Source organism: Kitasatospora sp. NPDC097605, from assembly GCF_040302725.1.
In the GTDB taxonomy this organism is placed as follows: domain Bacteria; phylum Actinomycetota; class Actinomycetes; order Streptomycetales; family Streptomycetaceae; genus Kitasatospora.
Genome location: NZ_JBEOSF010000017.1, coordinates 24,663 through 42,484, shown reverse-complemented (window position 1 = coordinate 42,484; position 17,822 = coordinate 24,663). Strand labels below are relative to the sequence as shown.

Genomic DNA, 17,822 nt, shown 5'->3' with positions numbered 1-17,822 from the left:
TCAGGCGGTGAAGTCCGCGGCGTGGTCGCGGGCCCACTCGGCGAAGGTCCGGGCCGGGCGGCCGGTGATCCGCTCCACCGTGTCGGAGACCTCGGTCGGAACGCCGTCGGAGCCGGCCCAGTAGCCGACCACCGCGTCCATCACCCAGACCGGCACGATCGGGGCGAGTGCCTCGCGCGCCTCGGCGTCGGTCAGCTCCTCGAACACCAGCGGCCGCCCGAGCGCCTCGGAGAGCGCCGCCAGCTGCTCGCGCTGGGTGATCGAGACCGGGCCGCTGAGGAAGTACGCCCGCCCCTCGTGACCGGTCCCGGTGAGCGCGGCCACCGCGACCGCGGCGATGTCCTTCTCGTGGATCGCGTCGCTGTGCGACTCCGGGTACGGGAAGCGGATCCGCCCCTCGGCCCGGATCGACTCCGGCCAGCCCCACATCAGGATGTTGGTGGCGAAGTTGTGCGGCCGCAGGAAGGTGTACGGGATACCGGAGGCCAGCACCGCGTCCTCGACCGCGCGGTGCATCTCGACGATCGGCTTCTGCACCGGGAAGGCGTCCACCACGGTCTGCGAGGAGAGCACCACGACGTGCCGCACGCCCGCCTCCTTCGCCGCGGCGAGGAAGCCGGCCGTGCCCTGCGGGACGGCGTAGAGGAACACCTTCTCGACCCCGGCCAGCGCCGGGCCGTAGGTAGCGGGGTCGGTGAGGTCGAGCACGGCGCTCTCGACCGGGGTGGGCGGCGCCGGCTTCGCCGGGGTCCGGGCGCCCGCCCGGACGTCGGCACCGGCCGCCAGCAGTTGTGCCAGCACCTCGGCGCCGACCTGGCCGGTCGCCCCGGTGACGAGGATCTTGCCCATGGGTACGGCTCGCTTTCTCGACGTCGGTCAGGAGGGTCGGGACGTGGTCGTCCCGGCCGGCGCGCGGCGCGGGGCGGAGAACCGCCGGGTGAGCGGCGCCTCGACCAGCCGGTACAGCACCCAGGAGAGCAGCACGGTCACCCCGATGGCGAGCAGCAGCAGGCCGACGCCCTCGACGGTGGAGTACATCCGGGTGCCGAGCAGGTCGCGCAGCTCGGTCAGCACGATGAAGTGCAGCAGGTAGAAGGCGAAGGAGATCTCGCCGAGCCAGGTCATCGCCCGGTTGCGGAAGGGGGTGAACCGGCCGTCCCGGTCGGCGATCGCGGCGGAGGCGATCAGCAGCGCGATCGGCACCACGGTGAGCGCCCGCTGGGCGTACAGGTAGGGCACCCAGCGGGTGGCGGCGTAGCCGGCCACCAGCAGCAGGCCGGACCAGAGCATGCCGATGTCGCGCCAGCGGCCGGAGCGCACCGCGAGGGCGACCAGGATGCCGAGCGCGAAGTCCACCATCCGCACCGGCGGGAGCACGTAGGCGAACCAGTACTGGGCGACCGAGGCCCGGTAGCCGCCGGGCACGCCCGGGGTGTCGGGCAGCAGCAGATAGGCGAGGGCGGGGGTGGCGACCACGGCGGCGACCGCCCCGGCGATCCAGTACGGCAGCCGCTCCGGGCGGATCGCCCGCAGCGCCCGGTGCAGCAGCGGGAAGGAGAGGTAGAAGACCAGCTCGGCGGCGAGCGACCAGCTCGGCGGGTCGACGCTGAAGTAGGTGTTGAAGTCGGGTATCCAGACCTGCACCATCAGCAGGTTGAGGACCGCGGTGCGGACCGGGGTGTAGGAGCCCGCGAACAGCACCATGGCCAGCGCCCAGGCGACCACGTAATTGGGGACGATCTTGACCAGGCGGCGCCGCCAGAACCCGGTGGCGGTGTCGCCGGGGCGGGCCGACCAGGTCAGCACGAAGCCGCTGAGCACGAAGAAGAAGGCCACGCCGAGGCCGCCGGCCTGGTCGGCGAGGTCGGTGAAGCGGTACTCGGCGCCGTCGTCGGCGAACAGCCGCAGGGTCGGGATCGGCAGCGCCGCGTGGTAGGCGAAGACCGCGAGGGCGGCCGGGAAGCGCAGGCCGGTCAGGGACGGCAGGCGGACGGCGGACGGGCGCGGCGTGCCCGGTCCGCTCCCGCCGGCGGGTCTCGGCCCCGGCTGGGCGAGGAGTCGGTCGGTGGCCATGGTTCCGTCCTTGGTGTCGAGCGGTGGGCGGGAACGGAGGCAGGCCGGCCCACCCGCAGGCCGAGTAAACTACTCCGTGCAGATGAGAGATTGCACCGATCGGTGTAGCATCTATGTCAGGTCGGGGGACAACCCGTCCCCATCCGGCTTTCCGTCCGAGACAAGGGAGTTGACGAACGATGCCGCGATCCGCCGCCGCCCGTCCGCGCCTCCCGCAGGATCGGCCCCATGCGTGCAGCGTTCATCCCGCGACTCGGACCGGCCACCGCCATCCGTCACGGCGAGGTGCCGGAGCCGGTCCCCGGGCCCACCGATGTCCTGGTCCGGGTGGCCGCCGTGGCGGTCAACCCGGTCGACACCTTCGTCCGCTCGGGGCTCTACCGGACCCCGCTGCCCTTCCCGTTCGTGATCGGGCGGGACCTGGTGGGCACGGTGGTCCGGGCCGGCCCCGGCGCCCCCGGCTTCGCCCCCGGTGACCGGGTCTGGTGCAACAGCCTCGGCCACGACGGCCGGCAGGGCGCGGCGGCCGAACGCGCGGCCGTCCCGGCCGACCGGCTCTACCGCCTGCCCCCGGGCGTCGACCCGGCCGAGGCGGTCGCCGTGGTCCACCCCGCGGCCACCGCGCACCTCGCCCTGTTCACCCACGGCGGGCTGCGCACCGGCGAGACCGTGCTGGTCGGCGGCGGGGGCGGCAACGTCGGCGGCGCCCTGATCCTGCTGGCCGCCGAGGCCGGCGCCCGGGTGGTCGCCACCGCGAACCGCGCCGACGCCGGGCACTGCCGGGCCCTCGGCGCCACCGAGGTGCTCGACTACCGCGCCCCCGACCTGCCCGACCGGCTGCGCGCCGCCTGCCCCGGCGGCGTCGACCTCCACCTCGACACCTCCGGCACCAACGACCTCGCCACCGCCGTCGACCTGCTCGCCCCGCGCGGCCGGATCGTGCTGCTCGCCGGCGCCCGCTCCCGCCCCGAACTGCCCGCCGGCCGGCTCTACATGAAGGACGGCTCGGTCCGCGGGTTCGTCATCTCCCGCGCCACCACCGCCGAACTCGCCGACGCCGCGGTCACCGTCAACCGGCTGCTCGCGGCCGGCCGGCTGCGCCCGCGGGCTCTGGAGATCCACCCGCTGAGCGCCGCCGCCGAGACCCACCAGCGCCTGGAGAAAGGCGAGTTGAACGGCCGCCGGGTCGTCCTGACCCCTGGGCCGTGAGGGCTCGCACCCCGTCCACCGTCCCCGTGCTCCCCCGACCGCCCCGAAAGGCTCCCCATGTCCCCGTCCGCCGGCGCCGAGCACACCGCCGGGCCGAGCCGCTCGGGCCTCCTGCTGGCCCTGCTGGCGTTCGCCCAGCTGATCGTCTCGATCGACTACAACATCGTCTACGTGGCGCTCCCGGAGATCGGCAGCGGCCTCGGCTTCTCCGCGCAGACCCTGCAGTGGGTGGTCAGCGCCTACGCGGTCGCCTTCGGCGGCTTCCTGCTCTTCGGCGGCCGGGCCTCCGACCTCTTCGGCCGCCGCCGGATGTTCGTCCTCGGCCTGCTGCTCTACGCCGGCTCCTCGCTGCTCGGCGGCCTGGCCGGCGCCCCCGGCCTGCTGGTCGCGGCCCGCGCCCTGCAGGGCCTCGGCGGCGCCTTCCTGTTCCCCGCCACCCTCGCCCTGGTGGTCACCGGCTTCGCCGAGGGCCGCGAACGCAACCGGGCGCTGTCGGTCTGGGCGGCGGCCGGCGCCAGCGGCATGATCATCGGCTCGCTGGCCGGCGGGGTGCTCACCGAGGCCTTCGGCTGGCAGGCGGTCTTCTACGTCAACGTGCCGCTGGCCGGCGGCGCCGCCCTGCTCGCGCCCCGGCTGATCCGCGCCGACGGCCCGCGCGAGGGCGGCCGCTCCTTCGACCTGCCCGGCGCGCTGACCGCCACCGCCGGCGCCACCCTGGTGGTCTTCACCCTGGTCCAGGCGCCCGCCTCCGGCTGGACCTCGCCGCTGGTGCTGACCACCGCCGTGCTCGGACTCGGCCTGCTCGCCGCCTTCGTGGCGATCGAGGCCAGGGCAGGCGACCCGCTGATGCCGCTGCGGCTCTTCCGCAACCGCAACCTGTCCACCGGCGCGGTCACCACCTTCCTGTTCATGGCGAGCTTCGGCACCCTGCTCTACTTCCTGACCGTCTACTTCCAGACCGTGCACGGCTACAGCGCGCTGCGCACCGGCGTCGCCTTCCTGGTCCCGATGGCCTGCGGCTTCCTCGGCTCGATGCTGGGCGGCCGGCTCGCCACCCGGTTCGGCGCCCGCAACACGCTGATCGCCTCCTACCTGCTCGGCGCGCTCGGCACCGCCGCGACGGCGCTGACCATGGAGCCGGACGGCGGCTACGTCGCCCTGCTGCCCGGTCTGGTGGTGCTCAGCGTCTGCCAGGGCGTCATCTTCACCACCATGTTCGCCGCCTCCGCGACCGGGGTGCACCCCTACGAGCAGGGCATCGCCTCCGGCATCGTCTCCACCGGCCAGCAGGTCGGCAGCGCTGTCGGCCTCGGCGCGCTGGTGGCGATCGCCAACGCCGGCACCGAGGGCCTGACCGGGGAGGCGCTGCGCTCGGCCACCACCGACGGCCTGCGCACCGCCGTCCTGGTCGCCACCGGCGGCATCGTCGCCCTGGTCCTGGTCGCGCTCGGCTTCGAACGCGCCCCGCGCCCGGCCGCGGCCGCCGTCGACGACGACGACAGCGCCGCCAAGAGCCTCGCCTGACCCGTCCGTCCCGTTCCGTTCCGTCCGCCGCTTCGAGGAGAACCTCCGCCATGCCCTTCGTCACCAGCCCCAGCGCCCGCGTCTCCTACGCCGTCGAGGGCTCCGGCCACCCGCCCCTGGTCTTCGTGCACGGCACCGGTTTCGGCGCCGCGGGCACCTTCGGCCACCTCGTCGGCAACTTCACCGACGTCCGCACCGTCCTGCTGCCGGACTTCGCCGGCTGCGGCGACACCGAGGACGACGGCCGCGAGCTGACCCCCGAACTGCTCGCCGAGCAGATCGCCGCCGTGATCGAGGCGGTCGGCGACGGCCCGGCCGACCTGGTCGGCTTCTCGCTCGGCTCGCTGGTCGCCGCCACCCTGGCCGCGCTCCGCCCCGAACTGGTGCGCAGCCTGGTGCTCACCTCCGGCTGGACCCGCCCGGACGACACCTACCTGCGCAACCACATGACCACCTGGCGCGCCATCCGCGGCGACGCCGACGCCTTCGGCCGGTTCGGCACCCTGACCGCGTTCAGCCGCGACCACCTGAACTCCCTCGACCACGACGTCGTCGAGGGCATCGTCAAGGGCAACCAGCCGACCGAGGGCGCGCTGCGCCACATCGACCTCAACCTGCGCGCCGACATCCGCCCGCTGCTGCCCCGGATCACCGCCCGCACCCTGGTGATCGGCTGCACCCAGGACGCCACCGCCCCGGTCGGACTCTCCCGCGAGCTCGCCGACGCCATCACCGGCAGCACCTACGCGGAGATCGACAGCGGCCACGTCGTCGTCTACGAGCAGGTCGCCACCTGGTCCGGCCTGGTCCGCGACTTCGTCCTCCAGGAGGGCTGAGCGCGTCGCAACAGCCACCTGCGCCCCGGGTGATGACGGGACATCACCCGGGGCGTAGCGTGTCCGCCGTGGACGAACTGACCTTCCGTTCGAAGGACCGGTACCGCTGGTCCTGGTATTTCGCCATCGTGGTCGGGGTGGCCGCGGCCACCACCGGCGCCCGCGTCGTGCACGACTTCGGCCCGACGGCCCTCTACTGGGCGATCGGCGGCACCGCCGTCCTCGCCCTCCCCCGTCTGCTGGCCCCCTCCCCGTGGAGCACGGTGGGGGCCGCCGGGATCACCATCCGCGGGGGCCTCCGGCGCGCCCGCACCTACCCCTGGCACGAGATCCGGTGGATCGAGGTGTACGAGCTGGACTCCCGGTTCGGGGACTTCCGCACGCTCCAGATCCACTTCGCCAACGGGCGCAGCCGCTTCCTGAGCGGGCTCGTCCAGGACCGCTCGCACCCCTCCCCCGACTTCGAGGAGCAGGTGTGGCGCGTGCGCAACCGGTGGCAGCTCAGCACCGACCCCGCCGCCCGGGTCCGCCCGCCGCAGAAGTTCCTCGACCTGCCGGCCTCCCAGCTGGTCGGCCTGGTCGTCCTCCTCCTGGTCGGCACCGCTCTCCCGGCGGTCCTCCTGATGAAGTGAGCCCGCCCCTCCCTCACGCACGGCGACCGCCCCTGTCCGGACGGTCGCCGCGGCGTCCCGGGCCGCCGTTGGCAGCGGACGGGCGAACCCTGTGACACTGGAGTCGCTCGAAAACCGAGGTGCGCTCCACCGCATCTCCTTGCGAACCTAGAGGGATGCCCGCCGTGAGTTCTCCCGCAGTCCAGTCCGCCGCCGAGTCCGCCCGGAGCGAGGGGCCCGGCATCGGCGAGCTGGCCGCGCGCCTGCCCGAACTGACCCTGCGCGACCAGGTGCGGATCGGCCGCCGGCTGGACGGCGCGCGCCGGGTCCGCAAGCCCGAGGCGCGTGCGAAGATCGCCGCCGAGATCGCCGCCGACGTCGCCAGGGCCGAGCTGCTGGTCGAGCGCCGCCGCGCCGCCGTGCCGGCCGTCGACTACCCCGCCGAGCTGCCGGTCAGCCAGAAGAAGGACGAGATCCTCGAAGCCGTCCGCGACCACCAGGTGGTGATCGTGGCGGGCGAGACCGGCTCCGGCAAGACCACCCAGATCCCGAAGATCTGCCTGGAGCTGGGCCGCGGCGTGCGCGGTCTGGTCGGCCACACCCAGCCCCGCCGGATCGCCGCCCGCACGGTGGCCGAGCGGGTCGCCGAGGAGCTGCGCAGCCCGCTGGGCGAGGCGGTCGGCTGGAAGGTCCGGTTCACCGACCAGGTCGGCCCGGACACCCTGGTCAAGCTGATGACCGACGGCATCCTGCTCGCGGAGATCCAGACCGACCGCGAGCTGCGCCAGTACGACACCCTGATCATCGACGAGGCCCATGAGCGCAGCCTCAACATCGACTTCCTGCTCGGCTACCTCAAGCAGCTGCTGCCCCGCCGCCCCGACCTCAAGGTGATCATCACCTCGGCGACCATCGACCCGGAGCGCTTCTCCCGGCACTTCGAGGACGCCCCGATCGTCGAGGTCTCCGGCCGCACCTACCCGGTCGAGGTCCGCTACCGCCCGATCGTGGACGAGAACGACGAGGACGGCGACGGTGACGAGGCGGACCGCGACCGCGACCAGATCCAGGCGATCTGCGACGCCGCCGAGGAGCTCCAGGCCGAGGGCCCGGGCGACATCCTGGTCTTCCTCTCGGGCGAGCGCGAGATCCGCGACACCGCCGACGCGCTCGCCAAGCTGAAGCTGAAGAGCACCGAGATCCTGCCGCTGTACGCCCGGCTGAGCTCGGCCGAGCAGCACAAGGTCTTCCAGCGCTCCGGCTCCCGCCGGATCGTGCTGGCCACCAACGTCGCCGAGACCAGCCTCACCGTCCCCGGCATCAAGTACGTGATCGACCCGGGCACCGCCCGGATCTCCCGCTACAGCCACCGCACCAAGGTCCAGCGGCTGCCGATCGAGGCGATCAGCCAGGCCAGCGCCAACCAGCGCAAGGGCCGCTGCGGCCGCACCTCGGACGGCATCTGCATCCGGCTCTACTCGGAGGAGGACTTCCTCTCCCGCCCCGAGTTCACCGACGCCGAGATCCTGCGCACCAACCTGGCCTCGGTCATCCTCCAGATGACCGCCGCCGGCCTCGGCGACATCGCCGCCTTCCCGTTCCTGGACCCGCCGGACTCCCGCAACATCAAGGACGGCGTCAGCCTGCTGCACGAGCTGGGCGCGCTCGACCCGGAGGAGAAGGACGTCCGCAAGCGGCTCACCCCGCTCGGCCGCAAGCTGTCCCAGCTCCCGGTCGACCCGCGGATGGCCCGGATGGTCCTGGAGGCGGACCGGAACGGCTGCGTGCGCGACGTCATGGTGATCGCCGCCGCGCTCTCCATCCAGGACCCGCGCGAGCGCCCCGCCGAGAAGCGCCAGGCCGCCGACGACCGGCACCGCCGGTTCACCTCGGAGACCTCCGACTTCCTCTCCTTCCTGTCGATGTGGCGCTACGTGCGCGAGCAGCAGCGCGAGCTCTCCTCCTCCGCGTTCCGCCGGATGTGCAAGGCCGAGTTCCTCAACTACCTGCGGATACGGGAGTGGCAGGACATCTACTCCCAGCTGCGCACGGTCGCCAAGCAGCTCGGCGTCACCATCGAGGAGGCGCACGACGACGCCGAGCCGGACGCCGACCGGATCCACCAGTCGCTGCTGGCCGGCCTGCTCTCCCACATCGGTCTGTACGACGTGGAGAAGCGCGAGTACGGCGGCGCGCGCGGCGCCCGGTTCGCGGTCTTCCCCGGCTCGGGCCTGTTCAAGAAGCCGCCGCGCTGGGTGATGTCCGCCGAGCTGGTGGAGACCTCCCGGCTCTGGGCCCGGATCAACGCGAAGATCGAGCCGGAGTGGGTCGAGCCGCTGGCCGGCCACCTGGTGAAGCGCGGCTACAGCGAGCCGCACTGGGAGAAGAAGGCCGGGGCCGTCCTGGCGTACGAGAAGGTCACCCTCTACGGGGTGCCGGTGGTCGCCCAGCGCAAGGTCAACTACGGCCGGATCGACCCCGAGCTCTGCCGCGAGCTGTTCATCCGCAACGCCCTGGTCGAGGGCGACTGGGAGACCCACCACCGCTTCTTCGCCGAGAACCGCAAGCTGCTCAGCGAGGTCGAGGAGCTGGAGAACCGGGCCCGCCGCCGGGACATCCTGGTCGACGACCAGACCCTGTTCGACTTCTACGACGGCCGGCTGCCCGACGACATCGTCTCCACCCGGCACTTCGACTCCTGGTGGAAGCAGGCCCGCCGGGAGCAGCCCGACCTGCTCAGCTTCGAGAAGTCGATGCTGATCAACGACGCCGCCGACGGCGTCACCGAGGCCGACTACCCGGACTACTGGCAGCAGGGCACGCTCCGCTTCAAGCTCACCTACCAGTTCGAGCCGGGCAGCGACGCGGACGGCGTGACCGTGCACATCCCGCTGCCGGTGCTCAACCAGGTCACCGCGGAGGGCTTCGACTGGCAGATCCCGGGTCTGCGCGAGGAGCTGGTCACCGCCTGGATCAAGGCGCTGCCCAAGGCGGTGCGGCGCAACTTCGTGCCCGCCCCGGACTTCGCCCGCGCCGCGCTGCGCGAGCTGAGGAACCACCAGGAGTGCCAGGAGCCGCTGCTCCCGGCCCTGGAGCACGCCCTGAAGCGGCTGACGGCGGTCACCGTGCCTCCGGAGGCCTGGGACGGGGAACGCGTCCCGGAACACCTCAAGGTGACCTTCCGGGTGGTGGACGGCCGCAAGAAGCTCGCCGAGTCCAAGGACCTGGAGGACCTGCGGCTGCGGCTCAACCCGAAGCTGAAGGAGACACTCTCCTCGGCCGCCTCCGGCCGGGGCATCGAGCGGTCCGGGCTGACCGCCTGGCCGGAGGGCCTGCCGGTGCTGCAGCGCACCTTCGAGCAGCGCTCCCGCGGCCACGCGCTGCGCGCCTACCCGGCGCTGGTGGACGAGCGGGAGGCGGTCGGCATCCGGCTGTTCGACACCCCGGAGGCGCAGCGGAAGGCGATGTGGGAGGGCACCCGGCGGCTGCTGATGCTCTCCACCACCTCGCCCGCCAAGTCCATCCAGGGGCGGCTGGGCAACCAGGCCAAGCTCGCGCTGTCGTACAACCCGCACGGCTCGATCCCGGCGCTCTTCGAGGACGTGGTGGCCTGCGCCGCGGACCGGCTGATGGCCCTGGCCGGCGGCCCGGTCTGGGACGAGGCGGCGTTCGGCGTGCTGCGCGACAAGGTCCGGGCCGACCTGTACGACCTCTCGGCGGACACCACGCTGAAGACGGCCACCGCGCTGATCGCCTTCCACAAGGCGTCGACCCGGCTGAAGTCGGTGAGCAGCCCGGTGCTGCTGAACGCGGTGAACGACATCCGGCTGCACCTCGCCTCGCTGGTGCACCCGGGCTTCGTCACCGGGACCGGCTGGCAGCGGCTGCCGGACCTCAAGCGCTACCTGCTGGCGGTGGACCGGCGGCTGGAGGCGCTGCCCAACCACCCGCAGCGGGACGCCCAGCAGCTGCTGAAGGTGCAGCAGGTCCAGCAGGCCTACGGGGAGCTGCTGGCGGCCGTGCCGGCCGGGCGGGAGCCGTCCCCGGAGGTACGGGCGATCCGCTGGATGATCGAGGAGCTGCGGGTCAGCTTCTTCGCCCAGTCGCTGGGCACGCCGTCGCCGGTCTCGGAGAAGCGGATCACCAAGGCGATGGAGGCGGCCAGGGCCACGCTCTGAGCTGCGCCGGGGGCCCTCCGGAGCCGGTTCGACCTGGGGGCCCCACATGGGCTACGATCTGTCTTGTTCGCAGCGCGGCCCGAAAGGGAAGCGGAGCGGACGGATCAGGAACACTCTGGTCCCGTGGAGCAGTTGGTTAGCTCGCCACCCTGTCAAGGTGGAGGTCGCGGGTTCAAGTCCCGTCGGGATCGCCGTAGTCGAGAGGCCCGGAACCGTTTGGTTCCGGGCCTTTCGCGTTCTCCGGGCCGGCCCTTTTACCCGGACTAGGTCTAGACCACAAGTGACGTTGCGTGTGATAGTCGTCACCCGCTTTTGCCGGGAACCGGCCGTTCGAACACCCTTCCCAGAAGGGGCTAATTTAATATGTAAAATTGTACTGCTATTCACAGTAAATCCCCCCCACCCCTTCCCCCTCAAATCGTTATCCGGAGTTCAACATTCCGGGGTGGATCGCACCAGTACGACAGTCCTGTAGAAGGAACTCCGCGGGGCGCGCCGGAACAAACAAAGGGGCTGCTTACCGGACCCGGCGGAGTCCGGTAAGCAGCCCCTTCGAAAGAGCGTTGAGCGTCGGCCCTGTCAGGCCTCAGTACGCTGCGCCGGAATACCGGCCAGCAGGGCGCGCACCTCCGCCTCACGGTAACGGCGATGGCCGCCCAGCGTGCGGATCGACGTGAGCTTGCCGGCCTTCGCCCAGCGCGTCACGGTCTTCGGATCCACACGGAACATGGTGGCGACCTCTGCCGGAGTCAGCAGGGGCTCGGCATCGGGGGTACGAGCGGTCATGAGCGGCCTCCTCGGGAGAACCGAACCAGGGCGGTTCTATCCTTCAAATTCTGCACCTTGGCCCGCGATGCCCGAAATGGCATAGACGGGCCGAGTCGGTTATAGGACGAACGGCTTGTCCTGGTGTCTACAACTACACCATCCGTCCAGCCCTATCGACCAAACCGCCAAAATTGACCCCTCACGGGTTCAAGCCCGGCGGATGGCGATGGACCACCCCATAACGGGCGGTCACCCTATAGTGACATTCGGTTACGAGGGGACCAGACCCACCGTTTCCCCGCAAAGCACGCATCGACTCCAGAACCACCCAAAAGTGGGCACGCTCACGTGAACTTGGGCTGGTTGTCCCATTTTTGCACATAGGGGTGAGTTCGCGTCAACAGTGAGTAGTGTCACGTTCGACAGCTATTGACCCGAACCAGGACCTTGGTCATATGGCTCGGGCCATAGGACTCTTACAGTCTTACAAGTACCACCGACACCCGCTCCGGCCAGCGGTGACGCCTCCTCAGCCGGTCCTCCCCCGTCCTCCCCCGTCCTCCCCCGTCCTCCCCGGCCCACGGCCGGCCCGCCCGGCTCAGTTCGCGTGGCGCAGCGCCAGCACCCGCCGCCAGCGCACCGCCAGCGCCTCGTACGCGCGCACCGCCTCCGCCTCGTCCCCCGCCCGCAGCGCCCGCAGCCCGTCCTCCAGCTCCCCGGCCGAACGGTCCGCCAACAGCCGCTCCGGCCCCAGCAGATGCACCAGCCCCCCGTAGTCCAGTTCCACCAGCGACCTCGGATGGAACTCCTCCAGCCACCGCCCGACCTGCTCCGCCCCCCGCACCAGCTCCCCTTCCGGCACCGCCTCGCGCAGCGCCCGGTACGCCCGGGCGACCCGGCGGCGCGCCTGCGCCATCGGCGTCAGATAGAACAGCGACGCCTGGTCCCCCCGGACCCCTTCCTCCCTCTTCTCCCCCGTCCCTGCGGGAACGAAGCATCGATCCTCGTCCCCGAACGGCAGGAACCACCGCACCGGCACCTCCCAGCGGCTGGTGAGGATCCACGGCCGGGCGTCCGGGTGCTCCGCCCGCCAGCGCTCGCGGTCCGCCTCGGCCTCCGCCCGGGTGGCCGGCGGCAGCGCGGTGTCCACCAGCGCCACCGGCGCCGCGGCCCGCAGGTCCTCCAGCGCCTGCCAGTTGCGCAGCCTGGTCGCCCACGGGCAGACGTACAGCACACCGTCCACCAGCCGGACGAAGGCCCGCTCGCTCTCCCGCTCCGGCAGCGCCCGCGGGGTGCGGCCGACCACCTCGGCCAGCGCCGTGCGCTGCTCCGCCAGCGCCGCCGCGGCCACCGAGCGGCCCGCCTCCGAGGCGTCCGGACCGTGCTCCGCCGCATAGGCCTGCCAGTGCGCCCGCTCGGGCTCCGGGAAGGCGGCCAGCGGCTCGTAGACCCGCAGGTGCGCGGCGTAGGGCGGCAGCACGGAGGTACGGACGACGGTCACGTCCTGCATCGTCGCACGCACCCCCCGCCGCCCGGGAGTGTCCGGCCGCCGCCACCCGGCGGGCCCGGGGCGGCGGCCGGACGGCGGGCCCGTTCGCGGACGCACCCGCGGGACACGAACGGGCTGCTGGCAACCGCCCCCGTCTCAACCCTCGGACAACCTGCCCGACCTTCGTCAAGGGGGCGGATCGGCGGCGCCCTCGGGGCTACGCTTCGCCCTAGGCGCCCGCACCACAGCAAGCGGGCCTCGATTGCTGGAGTCACCACAGTGACCGACGTACAGACCGCCGCCCCCACGCACTCCGCACCCGGCGTGCTCGGCAGGATCTTCGGCAACTCCCAGGACGGCGCCACCGGCGACGGCCACGAGCAGGTCGTGCTCTGCCACGACCGCTCCTCCGGGCTGAAGGCGATCATCGCCATCCACTCCACCGCGCTGGGCCCGGCCCTCGGCGGCACCCGCTTCTTCCCGTACGCCTCCGAGGAGGCGGCGCTGGAGGACGCGCTGAACCTCTCCCGCGGCATGTCCTACAAGAACGCGCTGGCCGGGCTCGACCTCGGCGGCGGCAAGGCCGTCATCATCGGCGACCCGAACAAGGACAAGAACGAGGCGATGCTGCGCGCCTACGGCCGCTTCGTCGAGTCGCTGCGCGGCCGCTACATCACCGCCTGCGACGTGGGCACCTACGTCCAGGACATGGACGTCGTGGCGCGCGAGACCGAGTTCGTCACCGGTCGCTCGCCCGAGCACGGCGGCGCCGGCGACTCGTCCATCCTGACCGCCTTCGGCGTCTTCCAGGGCATGCGCGCCTCGGCCCAGGCCCGCTGGGGCCAGCCGACCCTGCGCGGCAAGCGGGTCGGCGTGGCCGGCGTCGGCAAGGTCGGCCACTACCTGGTCGGCCACCTGGTCGCGGACGGCGCCACCGTCGTCGTCACCGACGTCTCCGAGGCCGCCGTCAACCGCGTGCGGGCGGCCCACCCGGAGGTCGAGGTGGTCGCCGACACCGCCGCGCTGCTCCAGGCCAAGCTGGACGTCTACGCCCCCTGCGCGCTGGGCGGCGCCCTCACCGACGACAGCGTGGCCGCGCTGGGCGAGTTCGGCACCGTCGTCGTCTGCGGCGCCGCCAACAACCAGCTGGCCCACCCGGGCGTCGAGAAGGACCTCGCCGACCGCGGCATCCTCTACGCCCCGGACTACCTGGTGAACTCCGGCGGCGTCATCCAGGTCGCCGACGAGATCGACGGCTTCAACTTCGAGCGGGCCAAGAACAAGGCCACGAGGATCTTCGACACCACCCTGGAGATCTTCACCCGGGCCGCCTCCGACGGCGTGCCGCCGGCCGTCGCCGCCGACCGCCTCGCCGAGAAGCGGATGCGCGAGATCAGCGCGCTGCGCTCGGTGCTGCTGCCGGGCGCCCGCCGGGGCTGATCCCCGCCCGCCCCGGATCACCCGCGCGGGGGACGGCCGCTCGCCGTCCCCCGCGCATCACTCGCGCATCACAATGTGGAACCGGATTCTCGATTCTGCACCCGACCGGGTGATCCAACGTCCCCCTTGGGGGGATAATCGGTGAGGAAACAACGGACCTGAGACACCTCCGGACAGCGTGCAGAAAGCCGCGGAACCTCCCCTGACCTGGGACGACCTGGTCGCGGGTGCGGCTGGTGCGCGCCACGTCACACCGACGACGTACCGTCCAGCGGCAGAAACAGGTACCGTTAATGCTCCAAGGGACGGTTCTCCCCATTCGGGCAGGCCGCTCTTGATCATGAACACGTGTCAGACTCGGGGCCGTGAGCCCCATCGTTGAGGGGGTCGACCCATGGGGCGCGGCCGGGCCAAGGCCAAGCAGACGAAGGTCGCCCGCGAGCTGAAGTACAACAGCGGCGGGTTTGACGCCAATCGTCTCTCCAGCGAGCTGGGCGTATCGCCCTCCACCTCCCCGATCGAGCCGGAGCCGATCGAAGAGGACGAGGACGATGACCCTTACGCGGAGTATGCGGCTCGTTACGCCGATGACGGCGAGGACGACGACACCGAGTCGGGCACCGGGCCTTCCCAGGCCCGCCGTCGCGCGTAGTCTCCCAGTCTGACCTGACCGGCCTCGGTGCCCAGTGCACCGGGCCGGTCTTCGGCGTTCCCGCATCCCGGCCGTTCCCGCGGGCCGGACGCGGAGCCCCTGTGCGAAGGCCCCGCCGGCACGCCGCCGGCGGGGCCCGTCACCTGTCCGCGGCTCAGCCCGCCGTGAAGCCCTCGTAGGCGTTGTAGAGGGCCGCGCCGTCCGCGTGCTCGGCGGTGCGCTCGACGATGTCGCCCAGCACCCAGGACTCCACGCCGCGGTCCTCCAGGACCGCCAGCACGGTGTCCACCGAGTGCGGCGGGACGACCGCGACCATGCCGACGCCCATGTTGAGCGTCTTCTCGATCTCCAGGGTGGCCACCTTGCCGACCTCGGCCACGGTCCGGAAGACCGGCAGCGGGGTCCAGGTGCCGCGGTCCAGGCGGGCGTGCAGGCCGTCCGGGATCACCCGGGCCAGGTTGGCCGCCAGGCCGCCGCCGGTGACGTGCGAGAAGGCGTGCACCTCGGTGGCCCGGATCAGCGCCAGGCAGTCCAGCGAGTAGATCCGGGTCGGCTCCAGCAGCTCCTCGCCGAGCGTGCGGCCGAACTCCTCGACCTTGCGGTCCAGCTTCCAGCCGGCCTGGTTCAGCAGCACGTGGCGGACCAGCGAGTAGCCGTTGGAGTGCAGGCCGGAGGCGGCCATCGCGATCACCACGTCGCCGGCCCGGACGCGCTCGGCGCCCAGCAGCGCGTCCGCCTCGACCACGCCGGTGCCGGCGCCCGCGACGTCGTACTCGTCCGGACCGAGCAGGCCCGGGTGCTCGGCGGTCTCGCCGCCGACCAGGGCGCAGCCGGCCAGCGCGCAGCCCTCGGCGATGCCCTTGACGATCGCGGCGACCCGCTCCGGGACGACCTTGCCGACGCAGATGTAGTCGGTCATGAAGAGCGGCTCGGCGCCGCACACCACGATGTCGTCGACGACCATGCCGACCAGGTCGTGGCCGATGGTGTCGTGCTTGTCCATCGCGGCCGCGATGGCCACCTTGGTCCCCACGCCGTCGGTGGCCGAGGCCAGCAGCGGCCGCTCGTAGTTCTTGAAGGCGGAGACGTCGAAGAGGCCGGCGAAGCCGCCGAGACCGCCGACCACCTCGGGGCGGTTGGCCTTCTTCACCCACTGCTTCATGAGCTCGACGGCGCGGTCGCCCGCCTCGATGTCCACGCCGGCGGCGGCGTAGGTGGCGCCGTTCTGGTCGGTAGTCACTGCTGTGCGGCCCTTTCGGGTCTGTGGTGGGGGTTGGAACGACGGCGGGGTCCCGGTTGCGGGACCCCACCGCGGGTTCGTCGTTACGGGCGGCGCAGCGCGTCGGCCGCGCCCGCCCCGCCGAGCAGCGACTGGACGCCGTCCAGGTCGCTGCCGCTGGTCGGCTTGCCGCGGACCGCGGGGGCCTGCTGGCCACCCTTGATCTCGGCCTCCAGCAGGAGCTTGCCGAGCAGCGCGGGGTCCGGCAGCTCCATCGGGTACTCACCGTCGAAGCAGGCCCGGCAGAGCCGGTCCTTCGGCTGCTTGGTGGCCTCGATCATGCCGTCGATCGAGATGTAGGAGAGCGAGTCCGCGCCGAGCGTGCGGCCGATCTCCTCGATGGTCATGCCGTTGGCGATCAGCTCCGCGCGGGTGGCGAAGTCGATGCCGAAGAAGCACGGCCACTTCACCGGCGGCGAGGAGATCCGGATGTGGACCTCGGCGGCGCCGGCCTCGCGGAGCATCTTCACCAGGGCGCGCTGGGTGTTGCCGCGGACGATCGAGTCGTCGACCACGACCAGGCGCTTGCCCCGGATGACCTCGCGCAGCGGGTTGAGCTTGAGCCGGATGCCGAGCTGGCGGATGGTCTGGCTGGGCTGGATGAAGGTGCGGCCCACGTAGGCGTTCTTCACCAGGCCGGAGCCGTACGGGATGCCGCTGGCCTCGGCGTAGCCGATGGCGGCCGGGGTGCCGGACTCGGGCGTCGCTATCACCAGGTCGGCCTCGACCGGGGCCTCCTTCGCCAGCCGGCGGCCCATCTCCACGCGGGAGAGGTGGACGTTGCGGCCGGCGATGGTGGTGTCCGGGCGGGCCAGGTACACGTACTCGAAGACGCAGCCCTTGGGCTTGGCCTCGGCGAACCTGGAGGTGCGCATGCCGTTCTCGTCGATGGCGATGAGCTCGCCGGGCTCGACCTCGCGGATGAAGGAGGCGCCGCAGATGTCCAGCGCCGCCGTCTCGGAGGCGACCACCCAGCCGCGCTCCAGCCGGCCCAGCACCAGCGGGCGGATGCCCTGCGGGTCACGGGCGGCGTAGAGCGTGTTCTCGTCCATGAAGACGAGCGAGAAGGCGCCCTTGACCTTGGGCAGGACGACCTTGGCCGTCTCCTCGATGGAGAGGTCCGGGTGGCCGGCGAGCAGCGCCGTCACCAGGTCGGTGTCATTGGTCGCGGCCGTCCGCCCGGAGCGGGAGACGTGCTCCTCGCCGGGGAGTTCGGCGACCATGGCCGCCAGTTCGGCGGTGTTCACCAGGTTTCCGTTGTGACCGAGGGCCAGGGAGCCGTGAACGGTCGCCCGGAAGGTCGGCTGGGCGTTCTCCCAGACCGAGGAACCGGTGGTCGAGTAGCGGGCGTGTCCGACGGCGATATGCCCGTGCAACGACCCCAGCGAGGCCTCGTCGAAGACCTGGGAGACGAGTCCCATGTCCTTGAAGACGAGAATCTGGGAGCCGTTGCTCACTGCGATGCCCGCGGATTCCTGACCGCGGTGCTGCAGGGCGTAAAGGCCGAAGAACGTGAGCTTGGCGACCTCCTCGCCGGGAGCCCAGACACCGAAGACGCCGCAAGCGTCCTGGGGGCCTTTCTCGCCGGGAAGAAGATCGTGGTTGAGTCTTCCGTCACCACGTGGCACGCCATCGAGTCTAGGCCAGCCGACCTGCCCTTCCGGCACCCGGGCGGCCGGATCTGACCGGGTGTGCGCCGGTAACGCGCGTAGACGAAACCCCTTACCCGCGGCGGACTTCCGCGCCCCGGGGCGGCCGGCGCA

General features: G+C 72.0%; 13 protein-coding genes and 1 tRNA gene. 8 read left to right on the top strand and 6 right to left on the bottom strand.

Annotation, left to right across the window (positions count from 1 at the left end):
• Both ABTX81_RS20315 and ABTX81_RS20310 read right to left on the bottom strand, forming a co-directional pair.
• Window positions 1–849, bottom strand: coding sequence for an NAD(P)H-binding protein (locus tag ABTX81_RS20315; protein WP_350547620.1), 849 nt, complete (start codon window positions 847–849; stop codon window positions 1–3).
• 27 nt (window positions 850–876) lie between these two features.
• Window positions 877–2,073 carry an acyltransferase family protein gene (locus ABTX81_RS20310; RefSeq protein WP_350547618.1) on the bottom strand — a complete coding sequence of 399 codons (1,197 nt, stop codon included), beginning with the start codon at window positions 2,071–2,073 and terminating at the stop codon, window positions 877–879.
• A 228-nt stretch (window positions 2,074–2,301) separates the two neighbouring features.
• On the opposite strand from ABTX81_RS20310, the gene ABTX81_RS20305 reads away from it, so the two are divergent.
• From ABTX81_RS20305 to ABTX81_RS20280, 6 genes are all read left to right on the top strand, one after another.
• On the top strand, window positions 2,302–3,282 hold the full coding sequence (locus ABTX81_RS20305) for an NADPH:quinone reductase (protein WP_350547616.1): 981 nt from the start codon (window positions 2,302–2,304) through the stop codon (window positions 3,280–3,282).
• Between the two features lie 57 nt (window positions 3,283–3,339).
• Window positions 3,340–4,806, top strand: a complete 1,467-nt coding sequence (locus ABTX81_RS20300) for an MFS transporter (protein ID WP_350547614.1) — start codon at window positions 3,340–3,342, stop codon at window positions 4,804–4,806.
• 50 nt (window positions 4,807–4,856) lie between these two features.
• Window positions 4,857–5,642 carry an alpha/beta fold hydrolase gene (locus ABTX81_RS20295; RefSeq protein WP_350547612.1) on the top strand — a complete coding sequence of 262 codons (786 nt, stop codon included), beginning with the start codon at window positions 4,857–4,859 and terminating at the stop codon, window positions 5,640–5,642.
• A 68-nt stretch (window positions 5,643–5,710) separates the two neighbouring features.
• Window positions 5,711–6,274 carry a hypothetical protein gene (locus tag ABTX81_RS20290; RefSeq protein WP_350547610.1) on the top strand — a complete coding sequence of 188 codons (564 nt, stop codon included), beginning with the start codon at window positions 5,711–5,713 and terminating at the stop codon, window positions 6,272–6,274.
• A 155-nt stretch (window positions 6,275–6,429) separates the two neighbouring features.
• On the top strand, window positions 6,430–10,431 hold the full coding sequence (hrpA, locus tag ABTX81_RS20285) for an ATP-dependent RNA helicase HrpA (RefSeq protein ID WP_502892817.1): 4,002 nt from the start codon (window positions 6,430–6,432) through the stop codon (window positions 10,429–10,431).
• A gap of 117 nt (window positions 10,432–10,548) precedes the next feature.
• A tRNA-Asp gene (locus tag ABTX81_RS20280) sits at window positions 10,549–10,622 on the top strand.
• Between the two features lie 388 nt (window positions 10,623–11,010).
• Here ABTX81_RS20280 and bldC read toward each other — a convergent pair.
• Window positions 11,011–11,217: a developmental transcriptional regulator BldC gene (gene bldC, locus ABTX81_RS20275; protein WP_014137253.1), complete on the bottom strand. Its 207-nt coding sequence runs from the start codon at window positions 11,215–11,217 to the stop codon at window positions 11,011–11,013.
• Window positions 11,218–11,797: 580 nt separating this feature from the next.
• Window positions 11,798–12,700 carry a DUF8083 family protein gene (locus ABTX81_RS20270; protein ID WP_350547608.1) on the bottom strand — a complete coding sequence of 301 codons (903 nt, stop codon included), beginning with the start codon at window positions 12,698–12,700 and terminating at the stop codon, window positions 11,798–11,800.
• 267 nt (window positions 12,701–12,967) lie between these two features.
• Here ABTX81_RS20270 and ABTX81_RS20265 point away from each other — a divergent pair, with 267 nt between their 5' ends.
• Together ABTX81_RS20265 and ABTX81_RS20260 are read left to right on the top strand one after the other, a co-directional pair.
• The gene (locus tag ABTX81_RS20265; RefSeq protein ID WP_502892816.1) at window positions 12,968–14,128 is read left to right on the top strand and encodes a Glu/Leu/Phe/Val dehydrogenase dimerization domain-containing protein; all 1,161 of its coding nucleotides are present in this window, start codon (window positions 12,968–12,970) and stop codon (window positions 14,126–14,128) included.
• A 394-nt stretch (window positions 14,129–14,522) separates the two neighbouring features.
• Complete coding sequence (locus ABTX81_RS20260) at window positions 14,523–14,780, top strand: DUF3073 domain-containing protein (RefSeq protein ID WP_327679361.1); 258 nt, start codon at window positions 14,523–14,525, stop codon at window positions 14,778–14,780.
• 154 nt (window positions 14,781–14,934) lie between these two features.
• Here the strand turns inward: ABTX81_RS20260 and purM are convergent, their stop codons facing one another.
• On the bottom strand, window positions 14,935–16,020 hold the full coding sequence (gene purM / locus ABTX81_RS20255; protein WP_350547606.1) for a phosphoribosylformylglycinamidine cyclo-ligase: 1,086 nt from the start codon (window positions 16,018–16,020) through the stop codon (window positions 14,935–14,937).
• A gap of 83 nt (window positions 16,021–16,103) precedes the next feature.
• On the bottom strand, window positions 16,104–17,687 hold the full coding sequence (purF, locus tag ABTX81_RS20250; protein WP_350547604.1) for an amidophosphoribosyltransferase: 1,584 nt from the start codon (window positions 17,685–17,687) through the stop codon (window positions 16,104–16,106).
• Window positions 17,688–17,822 lie beyond the last annotated feature (135 nt).

Excerpts from the sequence above, each read along its gene's own strand:
- ABTX81_RS20315 (WP_350547620.1), bottom strand. The coding sequence starts at position 849 with ATGGGCAAGATCCTCGTCACCGGGGCGACCGGCCAGGTCGGCGCCGAG.
- ABTX81_RS20310 (WP_350547618.1), bottom strand. The coding sequence starts at position 2,073 with ATGGCCACCGACCGACTCCTCGCCCAGCCGGGGCCGAGACCCGCCGGC.
- ABTX81_RS20305 (WP_350547616.1), top strand. The coding sequence starts at position 2,302 with ATGCGTGCAGCGTTCATCCCGCGACTCGGACCGGCCACCGCCATCCGT.
- ABTX81_RS20300 (WP_350547614.1), top strand. The coding sequence starts at position 3,340 with ATGTCCCCGTCCGCCGGCGCCGAGCACACCGCCGGGCCGAGCCGCTCG.
- ABTX81_RS20295 (WP_350547612.1), top strand. The coding sequence starts at position 4,857 with ATGCCCTTCGTCACCAGCCCCAGCGCCCGCGTCTCCTACGCCGTCGAG.
- hrpA (WP_502892817.1), top strand. The coding sequence starts at position 6,430 with ATGCCCGCCGTGAGTTCTCCCGCAGTCCAGTCCGCCGCCGAGTCCGCC.
- bldC (WP_014137253.1), bottom strand. The coding sequence starts at position 11,217 with ATGACCGCTCGTACCCCCGATGCCGAGCCCCTGCTGACTCCGGCAGAG.
- ABTX81_RS20260 (WP_327679361.1), top strand. The coding sequence starts at position 14,523 with ATGGGGCGCGGCCGGGCCAAGGCCAAGCAGACGAAGGTCGCCCGCGAG.